The organism is Stenotrophomonas sp. X (genome assembly GCF_055721025.1).
Map to the genome: position 1 here is coordinate 54,791 of NZ_CM146756.1, position 11,949 is coordinate 66,739.

The 11,949-nt window shown below is 68.6% G+C and carries 9 protein-coding genes; 6 read left to right on the forward strand and 3 right to left on the reverse strand.

All coding sequences use genetic code 11. The features are described from left to right. The first annotated feature begins 87 nt into the window (after positions 1 to 87). Together ACZ75I_RS00250 and plsB are read left to right on the forward strand one after the other, a co-directional pair. A complete protein-coding gene (locus ACZ75I_RS00250) occupies positions 88 to 1,041 on the forward strand; it encodes a hypothetical protein (RefSeq protein WP_061479925.1) in 954 nt (317 codons plus the stop codon). Beyond that, positions 1,041 to 3,677, forward strand: coding sequence for a glycerol-3-phosphate 1-O-acyltransferase PlsB (gene plsB / locus ACZ75I_RS00255; protein WP_061479924.1), 2,637 nt, complete (start codon positions 1,041 to 1,043; stop codon positions 3,675 to 3,677). Before ACZ75I_RS00250 ends, plsB begins: the two co-directional genes overlap by 1 nt. A gap of 88 nt (positions 3,678 to 3,765) precedes the next feature. On the opposite strand, the gene ACZ75I_RS00260 is transcribed toward plsB, so the two are convergent. Beyond that, a complete protein-coding gene (locus tag ACZ75I_RS00260; protein ID WP_005421068.1) occupies positions 3,766 to 3,969 on the reverse strand; it encodes a YdcH family protein in 204 nt (67 codons plus the stop codon). Positions 3,970 to 4,060: 91 nt separating this feature from the next. Between ACZ75I_RS00260 and ttcA the strand changes: the two genes are divergently transcribed. The 3 genes from ttcA to ACZ75I_RS00275 are packed head-to-tail and all read left to right on the forward strand — an operon-like array spanning position 4,061 to position 6,762. Next, positions 4,061 to 4,981: a tRNA 2-thiocytidine(32) synthetase TtcA gene (gene ttcA / locus ACZ75I_RS00265; RefSeq protein ID WP_472958554.1), complete on the forward strand. Its 921-nt coding sequence runs from the start codon at positions 4,061 to 4,063 to the stop codon at positions 4,979 to 4,981. Positions 4,982 to 5,017: 36 nt separating this feature from the next. Beyond that, entirely contained in the window at positions 5,018 to 5,923 is a 906-nt protein-coding gene (locus ACZ75I_RS00270) for a recombination-associated protein RdgC (protein WP_346477093.1), read from the forward strand. A 59-nt stretch (positions 5,924 to 5,982) separates the two neighbouring features. Continuing rightward, positions 5,983 to 6,762, forward strand: a complete 780-nt coding sequence (locus ACZ75I_RS00275) for a M48 family metallopeptidase (protein WP_061479922.1) — start codon at positions 5,983 to 5,985, stop codon at positions 6,760 to 6,762. 297 nt (positions 6,763 to 7,059) lie between these two features. Here ACZ75I_RS00275 and ACZ75I_RS00280 read toward each other — a convergent pair whose 3' ends face one another. Continuing rightward, the gene (locus tag ACZ75I_RS00280; RefSeq protein WP_346477094.1) at positions 7,060 to 7,926 is read right to left on the reverse strand and encodes a methylglyoxal synthase; all 867 of its coding nucleotides are present in this window, start codon (positions 7,924 to 7,926) and stop codon (positions 7,060 to 7,062) included. 167 nt (positions 7,927 to 8,093) lie between these two features. On the opposite strand from ACZ75I_RS00280, the gene ACZ75I_RS00285 reads away from it, so the two are divergent. Beyond that, entirely contained in the window at positions 8,094 to 10,502 is a 2,409-nt protein-coding gene (locus ACZ75I_RS00285; protein ID WP_472959066.1) for a response regulator, read from the forward strand. Here the strand turns inward: ACZ75I_RS00285 and ACZ75I_RS00290 are convergent. After that, positions 10,488 to 11,933: an FAD-dependent oxidoreductase gene (locus ACZ75I_RS00290; protein WP_061479919.1), complete on the reverse strand. Its 1,446-nt coding sequence runs from the start codon at positions 11,931 to 11,933 to the stop codon at positions 10,488 to 10,490. The genes ACZ75I_RS00285 and ACZ75I_RS00290 overlap by 15 nt on opposite strands. Between the last annotated feature and the right edge of the window lie 16 nt (positions 11,934 to 11,949).

Below are 11,949 nucleotides of genomic sequence, written 5' to 3' on the forward strand. Positions count from 1 at the left end.
CCCCTTGGCTGGAAACCGTGACGTCCCGGCTTGCCGCTGTCACGTCGCAGGCCGCAAGATGCGGGCCGGTCCGGGGAGTCCGAGTGCATGAGCGTGGCGGTGCGAGGAAAGTCTGCGCGTGGATGGGGGCTGGCGGCCATGCTGCTGCTGGCCGTGGCGGGGTGCCGCGAGTCTGCCAACGATCCGGCCAGGCCGGCGGCCGAGCCGGTGGCTGCAGTACAGGCGATGGCGTTGCGCCTGGCCGAAGATGATCTGGTCGGCTACGCAAAGCTGTCGGTGCCGCCGGGCCAGTACCAGCGCCTGCAGCAGGCGTGGGTGGAAGGCCACAGCCAGTGGCCGCTGACCGAGCTGCCACTGGGCGACCAGCTGCTGCCGATGCTGGCCGCACTGCGCAAGCCCGATGCCAGCGCCGAACTGCAGCGCAGCTTCGATCGCCAGCTGGCTGGCCAGGCCGGCGCCGTGCGCCAGGCCGCACAGTCGATGGGCAGCTTCGGCGTGCAGTACCTGCGCCACCAGAAGGGCTACACGCCCAGCCAGCAGGCCCACTACATCGCCCTGGTCGAGACCCTGGCGGGGTGGGCGCAGGCTGCCCCGATCAGCGACCGCGCACGTGCCCGCAGCACCATCGCCGCGCTGGTCGGCGCCGCCAGCAAGGTCGGCTTCGAGGATGAAGCCGGCCTGCAGGCGGCCGGCATGGAAGGCAGCCTGCAGCAGCTGGCGCCGTTCATCCACACCCTCAAGGCGGTGCTGGGCAGCTACGGACTCGGCGTGGACGACGCGCTGCGCAGCGTGCGCGGCGAACTGCTGTCGGTGGAAGGTGACAATGCGCTGGTGCGCCTGCACTACGACCTGGCCGGTCGCGAGATGACCCTGCAGCTGCCACTGAGCCGGCGCGAGGGCCACTGGTACCTGACCCGCACCCTGGCCGACACCGACGCGCTGCTGCGCAAGGCCGATGCGGCCCGCGCGGCTGCGTCGCCAGCACCGGCCGAAGCCCCCGCCGAGGGTGGGGAAGCGGCAACACCGCCGGCTAAGCCATAATGGCGCCGATGTCGAAACAGAACCCGCTGCCGTTCCCCGGCGAAGAATCTCAGTCGACGCCCGCCGATACGGTGCCGGCGTCCCCCTCGACCGGTACCGGCCCGAACCCGGTACCGCCGCCCGCGCACGCGCGTCCGGCCGGCCGCCGTCCTCTGTGGGCCCGACTGCTCGGTCGCCTGGTCGAGCCGTGGCTGTCGCTGAAGATCGAACCGGAAGACCCGGGCCAGTACAACGATGGCCGCCCGGTCATGTACGTGCTGGAAGACTACGGCCTGTCCAACGCGCTGATCCTGGACAAGGCCTGCCGCCAGGCCGGCCTGCCGTCGCCGCTGGTGCCGCTGGCCGGTGATCCGACCGGCCGCAAGCGCGCCTATCTGGCGCTGTCGCGGCGCAGCTCCAGCAACTCGCTGATTCCCGAGCAGCGCGGCGCCAAGACCCACTCCGATTCGCTGGCCAAGGTCCTGCAGGCGCACCGCGTGCGCGATGACCTGGATGTGCACCTGGTGCCGGTGTCGATCTTCGTCGGCCGCGCGCCGGACAAGCAGAGCGGCTGGTTCGCGGTGCTGTTCTCGGAAAACTGGGCGCTGGTGGGCCGCTTCCGCCGCCTGCTGGGGTTGCTGCTGAACGGGCGCAATACCATCGTGCGCTTCGCCCCGCCGATCTCGCTGCGCAGCACCGTCGACGAAGGCCTGGAGCCGGAGCGCACGGTCCGCAAGCTGCAGCGCGTGCTGCGCACCCATTTCCGCCGCATCCGTGAATCGGTGATCGGCCCGGACCTGTCGACCCGGCGCCTGCTGGTGGACCAGGTGCTGGCCGCCGAGCCGGTCCGCGAAGCGATAGCCGCACAGGCCAAGCGCGACAACTCGAAGCCGGCCGATGCCTGGAAGAAGGCACACGCCTACGCCTGGGAAATCGCTGCGGACTATTCCAGCCCGGTGGTGCGCTCGGCCAGCTTCATGCTCAGCCATGTGTGGAACCGCATCTATGCGGGCGTGCTGGTGCACCACCTGGACAAGTTCAAGGCCGCCGCGCCGGGCCACGAAGTGGTCTACGTGCCCAGCCACCGCAGCCACATGGACTACCTGCTGCTGTCCTACCTGCTGTACGACCGTGGCATCGTGCCTCCGCACATCGTCGCCGGCATCAACCTGAACCTGCCGGTGGTCGGCACCCTGCTGCGCAAGGGCGGTGCGTTCTTCATCCGCCGTTCGATCCGTGGCAATGCGCTGTACTCTGCAGTGCTCAGTGAGTACGTCGCGCAGCTGGTGGCCGGTGGCTACTCGCTGGAGTACTTCGTCGAAGGCGGCCGCTCGCGTACCGGGCGCCTGCTGCAGCCCAAGGGCGGCATGATTTCGATGACGCTGCGTGCATTCCTGCGCCAGCCGCGCAAGCCGGTCCTGTTCCAGCCCATCTACATCGGCTACGAGAAGCTGATGGAGGGCGGCAGCTACCTGGACGAACTGTCCGGCCGGCCGAAGGAAAAGGAGTCGATCTGGTCGCTGCTGTGGGGCATCCCCAAGGTGCTCAAGCAGAACTACGGCCAGGTGGTGGTGAACTTCGGCGAGCCGATCGCGCTGAACGACGTGCTGGCCGAGAAGGCCCCGGAGTGGAAGGGCGAGGCGGTGTCCGAGGACGAGAAGCCAGCCTGGCTGTCGACCACGGTGGATACGCTGGCCGAACGCATCCAGGTGCGCATCAACGGCGCTGCCGACGTCAACCCCATCAATCTGCTGGCGCTGGCCCTGCTGTCCACGCCGAAGCACGCGATGGGCGAGGCCGACCTGATCGCGCAGATCGAGCTGTGCAAGACGCTGCTGGTCGAGATGCCGTACTCGGACCGGGTGACGGTGACCCCGCACTCGCCGGAGCGGATCATCGCCCATGCCGAGGAGATCAACGTCCTCACCCGCATCAAGCACCCGCTCGGCGATGTGCTCAGCGTCAGCGGGGACACCGCGGTGCTGCTCAGCTACTTCCGCAACAACGTGGTGCACCTGTTCACCGCCTCGTCGTGGGTGGCCTGCTGCTTCCAGAACAACCGCCGCATGAGCCGTACCGGGCTGGTCCAGCTGGGCCGCACGGTATATCCGTTCCTGCAGGCCGAGCTGTTCCTGCCGTGGAGCGAGGACGAGTTCGCGCAGCGCATTGACCGCACCATCGACGTGTTCGTGCGCGAAGGCCTGCTGCAGAACGTCAACGATGACGACGGCGGCATCCTGGCACGCAACACCGGGCAGACCGACGAGGTGTTCCGCCTGCGGGCGATCGGCCATTCGCTGCAGCAGGCGTTCGAGCGCTACTACATCGCCATCTCGGTGCTGGTGAAGAACGGCCCGGGCGTGCTCGGTGCGGCCGAGCTGGAAAGCCTGTGCCAGCAGGCCGCGCAGCGCCTGAGCCTGCTCTATGCGCCGGCCGCTCCCGAGTTCTTCGACAAGGCCCTGTTCCGCGGCTTCATCCAGAAGCTGCGCGAACTGCGCCTGGTGTGGCCGGACGAGAACAGCAAGCTGCTGTTCGATGAACGCCTGGATGCCTGGGCCAAGGACGCCAAGTTCATCCTGGGGCGCGAGCTGCGCCACACCATCGAGCGGGTCAGCCCGGAAGCAGCGCGCCCGGACGAGCCTGCGCCGCAGGATTGAAGGCAGCGCCGGCTCCTGCGGTGGGTGTGGACCTTGGTCCACACCTTCCAGCCGTGCCAACCAAGGTTGGCACCCACCAGGACGGTCTTTAGGCCGGCTCGTCGGGAATCTGCAGGCTTTCCAGCCTGGCGATGCAGTCCTTCAACTGCAGCTTGCGCCGCTTCAGGCGCTTGGCTTCCAGTTCGTCCTCGCCGTTGGCCGCCATGCGGGTGATCTGTTCATCCAGCAGGCGGTGCTCGGCGCGCAGGGCGGCGAGGTGCTCGACGATCTCGGCGGGGCTGTAGGTATCCACAGCCTCCGAGCATACACAGCGTTGATGACTGCCGGGAGAGGGGAAACCCGACCCCCGGCCGGGGCGGCTCCGAGCCGTTAGAATGGAACCCATGAGTGCCGTGATTTCCCTTCCCGATCCCCAGCCGCGCGCCGCCCGCGATCCACGCGTGGCCGAGCGCGAGCAGCACAAGCTGGCCAAGCGCCTGCGCCGCCAGGTCGGCGAGGCGATTGCCGACTTCGGCATGATCGAGGCCGGCGACAAGGTCATGGTCTGCCTGTCCGGCGGCAAGGACAGTTACACCCTGCTGGACGTGCTGCTGCAGCTGCAGAAGAAGGCGCCGGTGCCGTTCGAGCTGGTGGCGGTGAACCTGGACCAGAAGCAGCCGGGCTTCCCCGAGCACATCCTGCCAGAGTACCTGGCCGAGCTGGGCGTGCCGTACCACATCATCGAGCAGGACACCTATTCGGTGGTCAGCCGGGTCATCCCGGAGGGCAAGACGATGTGTTCGCTGTGCTCGCGCCTGCGTCGTGGCGCGCTGTACAACTACGCCGAGACCCATGGTTTCACCAAGATCGCGCTGGGCCACCACCGCGACGACATGGTGGCCACGTTCTTCATGAACCTGTTCCACCACGCCAAGCTGGCGGGCATGCCGCCGAAGCTGCGCAGCGACGACGGCAGGCACGTGGTGATCCGGCCACTGGCCTACGTGCGCGAGCGCGACATCGTCGACTACGCGCAGGCACGCCAGTTCCCGATCATTCCCTGCAACCTGTGCGGCAGCCAGGAGAACCTGCAGCGCCGCCAGGTCGGCCTGATGCTCAAGCAGTGGGAAAAGGACCATCCGGGCCGCATCGAGCAGATCGCGCGCGCCATGGGTGAAGTCCGGCCCTCGCAGCTGGCCGACACCACCCTGTTCGACTTCATGGCGCTGGGCCGTCGCGACGACACGCCGCTGCCCGACGCCCATGCCTGGCTGGCCGGCTCCCCGGCCGACGCCGACGCAGATCCCGAGACGCCCACCGTTTAAGGTCGGTCGCCCTTCCTCTTCGCCATCCGGAATTCCATGTTCTTTCGCAACCTGACGTTCTTCCGTTTCCCGACCACCACCGATTTTTCCGAAGTCGATACCCTGCTGCCGCACGCCGTGCTCAAGCCTGTCGGCGCGCTGGAAATGAATTCGCGCGGCTTCATTTCGCCGTTCGGCCGCGAGGAGAAGGAACTGCTGTCCCACCGCATCGCCGAACACCTGTGGCTAACCGTGGGTGGCGAGGACAAGATCCTGCCGGCGGCGGTGGTCAACGACCTGCTCGAGCGCAAGCTGGAGGAGATCGAGGAGAAGGAAGGGCGCCGCCCGGGTGGCCGCGAGCGCAAGCGCATGAAGGACGACCTGCTGCATGAACTGCTGCCGCGCGCCTTCGTGAAGTCTTCGCGCAACGATGCCTTCATCAACCTGCAGCACGGCTACGTGGCGGTGGATACCTCCAGCCGCAAGACCGGCGAATACTTCATGTCCGACATCCGCGGGCTGCTCGGCAGCTTCCCGGCGATGCCGCTGAACGCCGAAGTCGCGCCGCGCTCGATCCTGACCGGCTGGATCGCCGGCGAGCCGCTGCCGACCGGGCTGAGCCTGGGCGAAGAGTGCGAGATGAAGGATCCGGTCGAAGGCGGCGCGGTGGTCAAGTGCCAGCACCAGGAACTGCGCTGCGACGAGATCGACAAGCACCTGGACGCCGGCAAGCAGGTGACCAAGCTGGCGCTGATCTTCGAGGACAACCTGTCCTTCGTGATCGGCGACGACCTGATCGTGCGCAAGCTGAAGTTCCTCGACGGCGCCCTGGACCAGCTGGAGCATGCTGACGAAGACGGCCGCCGTGCCGAGTTCGATGCCCGCTTCGCCCTGCAGAGCGCCGAGATCCGCCGCCTGTTCCTGTTGCTGGAAGAAGCGTTCAAGCTCAGCAAGGCTGACTGAACAGGCAGCCCGACGGTCGCCGGTCATCCGGCGGCCCGAAGCAGCGCTATGCTGGGCGCATGAGCCGTCTGCTGCGCCGCCTGATCACTCCGACCCCGCCCGCCACCGTACAGCGCGATACCGTTCGCCTGCGCCTGGAGGATGCCGAGATCGAGGTGCTGCGCGTGCGCGATCCGCGCGCGCGGCGCATCAAGCTGAGCGTGGACGAGCGTGGCGCGCGGTTGACGTTACCACCGCGCGCAAGCCTGGTAATGGGCGAGCGCTTCCTGGAACAGCACCGCGACTGGCTGGCGCTGCAACTGCGGCAGTACCAGGGCCAGGGCCTGCCGGCACCGCTGCAGCCCGGCGAAGACGGCGTGCTGCCATTGCGCGGTGAACTGTTGCCGCTGCGCTGGCAGGAAGGCCGCTACGCGCGGCTGGAGATCGACGCGCACGGTGCCTGCGTGCAGTGGCCGACCCGTGGTGGTGACGCCACCCTGCGCCGCCTGCTGCGCGAGTTCTATGAAGCGCAGACCCGCGCCGACGTCGGCCGCTGGCTGCCGAAGTACCTGCCCACCCTGCCGCGCGCGCCCAGCCGCCTGCGCCTGAAGGTGATGTCCTCGCAGTGGGGCTCGCTGGCCCCCGATGGCAGCATGGCCCTGGACCTGGCCCTGGTGCTCGGTCGTCCGGAAGCGTTCGAGTACGTGCTGGTGCACGAACTCTGCCACCTGATCCAGCCGAATCATTCGCCCGCGTTCTGGCATGAAGTCGAACAACGTTTCCCTGCCTGGCGCGAACAGCGCGATTACTTCCAGCTGGAAGGTCGGCGCCTGAAAGCCATGCTACGCCAGCTGCTGTAGAGCCGAGCCCACGCTCGGCTGCCGTTGAATGCAGCCGAGCATGGGCTCGGCTCTACAAAAGCGCGCGCAGCGCGCGACCCGCTCCTGCTCTTCCTTCTTTCTTCCGTGATGGGCACACAGGAAACTGTCCGTGGCCGGGCGGGGTGGGTTGCGCAGGGGCGTGAGCCGCATGGATGCGGCGACCGAGCTTACAAGGACGTACTTGCAGCGACCCCTGCGCAATCCACCCCGCCCGGCCGAGCACGGCTTCTGATTTGAACGGCCCACCACGAGGGGCGCAGCCGTTGGCCGAAACCCTCACCCCGCCCGCAATGCCGCCGCGGTCGCCCACCGCGCCGCCACCCGCGGCGCGGTGATGCACACCGCCTGGTCGGTCACCGTTGTCACCGCGCGCTCCAGCAGCTGGATATCGGCCTCGTGCTGGCGTGCCACATGCGGGTCCTCGAAGAAGATCGCGCGCTGGCAGCGCCCCTCCAGCACACGGTCAGCAATCTGCGCATCGCCGCCCATCGGGCCACTCTGGTAGCGCGTCACCCACGGCGTATCGCTGGGCCAGCCGCGGCTCCAGGCCAGTTCGTTCAAGCGCTGGCCGGTGGTGCCGGTCGCCACGCGCTCGCCGAACCGTGCCAGCACATCGAAGTGCTCGTCAGCGAAGGCCAGCATCGCCGGCTTCATCGCGTCGTGCGCGATCAGCGCCAGCGTCTGGTGCTGGAAGGCATGCAGATCGTCGGCACCGGTATCGGCAGCCAGCCCGGCGTGGATGCGTTCCACCTCGATCCAGTCACGCGCGGTGGCCACGGTTGAAATGAACGGCTTGCCGTGGATCACGCACTGCCGCTTGAGCGCGGTTGCCTCCGGAAACACCGAGGAAGGATCGACCGGGTCGATCAGGTAGATCGCGCCGTCCAGGGTGCGCTCCGGCCCCATGCCAACCACTTCGGCCACCAGTTTCATCAGGCCACCCTCGCGTCCGTAGGGATACCGGTGCAGGCCGCCGTAGCCGGCCAGGAAGCCCTGCCGTTCGATCGCATCGTGGGTGCGCCCGACCGCGTGCAGCGATACCCCCAGTTCACGCAGCCCGGCCTCGCTGGCACGCAGCCAGCGGAACAGCGCGGCGCGCGCATCGTGGTGATGGAGACGGTTGGCGGCCAGGCCGATACGCATCGAGCGCTCCGTAGGGACGGGTAGAAGCGGCAGTGTATGTCGGCATTCGCCGATAGGGATGTTTTTCCAATTTTTCTCATTGTCGCGGAAGCGCGCCTCGCTAGCGTGGCTGGCAGCGGTACCGCTGCGCGGCCGTGGTTCCTGCCCGCGAAATGAGGATGTCTACCGTGAATGTCGCCGGCCGCCGCGCCGTCGCCGCTGTCATGGCATCGCTGTTGCTGCCCGGCATCGCTGCTGCGTCCGGCTGTGCGAGTCCACTGCAGGTGGCATGGCGTTCCGATCGGCCGCCGCTGTCATACAACGCGCAGGGCGACCTTGCGGGGTTGGCTGCGGATTACCTGCCGCTGCTGGGCCCGCAGGCGGTGCAGCATGCGCAGCCATTGCCCGCAGCGGTGCTCACCGATGACCCGCTGCCGGCTGGCACCCAGGTGCTGCTGGGCTGGCCGCGCGCACAGCTGCCGACCGGCTGGGTGACCAGCAGCCCCTACCTGGAAGTGCCACAGGTGATCGTGCGGCGCGAGGGTGCAGCGCCAGTGCTGGGGTTGGAGGGACTGCGTGGCCGCAGCGTGGCCAGCCCGGACCGGCTGCCGCTGGACGCACTGCTGGCCGAACAGGCCCCGGGTGCGCAGCTGCTGGCACCGGCGCCGCTGGACCACGCGCTGTCACTGCTGCGCGCCGGGCTGGTCGATGCCGTGGTGGCCAATCTCGCTGAAGTCGAAGCCGCGCTTCGCGCCGTGCCGGGTGACCCTCTGGTGATCGCAGCACCCGCGGGCTTCGGCGATGCACTGGTGCTGGCCGCCGTACCGGCCTGTGCCGCGGTGGTCGCTGCCTTCGACCGGGAGCTGCAGCGGGAGGGCGATGCACGTCGGGCGTCGGTTCGCAGTGCCTGGCTGCCGGAACTGCCACGTGCGCGGCCCGCAGGTTCGGCACTGCGCTGGCTGGTGCCGGTGTCGCTGATCCTGCTCGCGCTCATACTGCTGCATGCCTTCGGCTACTGGCGCGTGCATCGCGAGAGCGTGCGTCGCAGGGTGCTGGAGCAGCGCTTGCATGAAGTCACCGCGAACCTGCCGGCGGTGGTCTACCAGGCGCGCCGTTCGGCAACCGGCCACTACAGCCTGGCGCAGATCGCCGGCGACGTGCAGGCACTGTTCGGCGTAGCCGTGGAGACTGAGCGGATCGACCATCTGCAGCTGCTGGCGGCCGTGCATGCCGGTGACCGCAGCCGGGTGATGGCGAGCATCGAAGCGGCCGCGCTCGTACGCGGTCCGATCGACGTTACCTTCCGCACCCGGTCGGCGCAGGGCTGGCGCTGGGTCCGATCACAGGGACGACCGTTGCCGTGCGATGACAGCAGCGTGGAGTGGAGCGGCTACTGGATGGACGTCAGCGAAGCCCAGGCGCGCGCAACGGCGTTGGCCGAGGCGCGCCGCGCGGCCGAGCAGGCGGCGCTGGCCAAGGGCCATTTCCTGGCGACCATGAGCCACGAGATCCGCACGCCGATGAGCACCTTGCTGGGCATGCTGGAGCGGCTGGCTGGCACGGACCTGGATGCGGGCCAGCGGCAGGTGCTGACCACCGTCGGTGACGCAGCGCAGATGCTGCGGCAGATCCTCGACGATGTGCTGCACAGCCAGCGCCTGCAGCCGGCGCCCCTGCAGCTGCGTCCGACCGATCTGGCGGCGCTGGTGCACGCGGTGCAGCAGCTGTTGATGCCCGTCGCGGCCAGCCGCGGGCTGCACCTGTGCAGCGAGATCGACCCGGCGTTGCAGCCCTGGTCGCTGGCTGACGGGCTGCGCCTGCGGCAGGTCATGTTCAACCTGGCCAGCAATGCGCTCAAGTTCACCCTGCAGGGAAGCGTGGTGTTGCAGGTCCGCGTGCTGCAGCAGCGCGACGGCGGCCAGCGACTGCGCCTGCAGGTGACCGACACGGGCGTGGGCATCAGCGTGGAGCGCCAGCAGGCGGTGTTCGCCGCCTATGAACAAGCCGAGACCTCGACCAAGCGCCGTTTCGGCGGCAGTGGCCTGGGGCTGTCGATCTGCCGGGAGCTGGCGGCATCGATGGGCGGGCAGCTGCACCTGCGCAGCGTGCAGGGCAAGGGCACCACGGTAGGGCTGGATCTGGATCTGGCGGCCTCTGTGGCAGCCAGGGACGCACCAGTGCCCGCGAGGGCTGCGCCGCGGGCGCTGCCGCCGGCGCGGCTGCTGGTTGTCGAAGACCATCCGACCAACCTGCAGCTGCTGGAGCAGCGCCTGTGCGAGCTGGGGCTGCAGGTCTACACCTGTAGCGACGGGCTGCAGGCATGGGAGGCCTGGCAGGCGCAACCGTTCGACCTGGTGATCACCGATTGCCATATGCCGCACATGGATGGCTTCGCGCTGGCGCGCGCGATCCGTCGCGATACCCGCGCTGCCCGTGCTCCGGTGCCGATCATTGCGTTGACCGCCAGCGTGCTGGAACGCACGCGCGAGGCCTGCCGTGAAGCGGGCATCGACCACTTCCTGGCCAAGCCAGTGGAGGCGCACGAACTGCGCGCGCTGCTGGAAGTGCTGCTGTTGCCGGACTCAGTGCGCCAGTAGGCGGACGATGCTGGCAGCGGCGTCGCGGCCTTCGGCCACCGCGGTTACCACGAGATCGGCACCACGCACCGCGTCGCCACCGGCGAACAGGCGTGGATGCGCGGTCTGGAACGGCAGGCGGTCCTTGCCACCGGCGAGGATGCGGCCATTGGGCTGGCCTTCCACCCCCAGTTCCGCCAGCCACGCCGGCACGCTCGGCGAGAAGCCGAAGGCGATGATCACCACGTCTGCCTCCAGCAGCGACTCACTGCCTTCGATCGGCACCGCGTTCTGGCGGCCATTGGCATCGGGCTCGCCCAGCCGGGTCTCGACCACGGTCACGCCGATCACCTCGTCGTCGGCGCCGGCTTCGATCGACAGCGGCTGCCGGTTGAACAGGAAGCGCACTCCTTCCTCGCGTGCATTGGCGACTTCGCGCGCGCTGCCGGGCATGTTGGCTTCGTCGCGGCGATAGGCGCAGGTGACCTTGGCCGCGCCCAGCCGCACCGCGCTGCGCACGCAGTCCATGCCGGTATCGCCACCGCCCAGAACCACCACACGCTTGCCGTTGAGGTCGGGCAGGGCGATGGTGTCTTCCCAGCCGGCGATCGGCCGGCCCTTCGGATCATCGCCGCCGACGATGCGGCTGTTCTGCACCAGAAACGGCAGCGCCGGCAGCACGCCCTTCAGGTCCTGGCCGACCAGGCCACCGTCGGTGTAGCGGTAGGCGCCGGTGCCGACGAACACCGCATCGTGGGTCTCCAGCAACTGCTGCACGCTGAGGTCACGGCCGATCTCCACGCCGAGGCGGAACTGCACGCCCATGCCCTCCAGCACTTCGCGGCGGCGATGGATCACGTCCTTGTCCAGCTTGAAGCTGGGAATGCCGAACTGCAGCAGGCCACCGATCTGCTCGTAGCGGTCGTAGACCACGGCGGCAATGCCGGCGCGCGCCAGGCGGTCGGCACAGGCCAGCCCGGCCGGGCCGGCACCAATCACCGCCACACTGTGGCCGGTCGGCTGCACCGCGCCCAGGTCCGGGCGCCAGCCACTGGCCAGTGCGGTATCGACGATGTACTTCTCCACCGCGCCGATGGTGACCGCGCCGAATTCCTCCAGCGTGCAGCTGCCTTCGCACAGCCGATCCTGCGGGCAGACCCGGCCGCACACTTCCGGCAGCGGATTGGTGCTGTGGCACAGCGTGGCGGCCTCGTGGATGCGGTTTTCCTGCACCAGCTGCAGCCACTGCGGAATGGCATTGTGCACCGGGCACTTCCAGCTGCAGTACGGATTGCCGCAGTCCAGGCAGCGGCCCGCCTGGTACTGGGCGTCTTCCTTGCCGAACTTGCCGTACAGCTCGCCCCAGTCGCCGGACGTGCGCAGTTCCACCGGGATGCGCTGCGGCATGGTGCGGGGCAGGTCAAGGAACTGGAAGGCGTGCTTGCGGCTCATGGCGGACTCTGTGGTG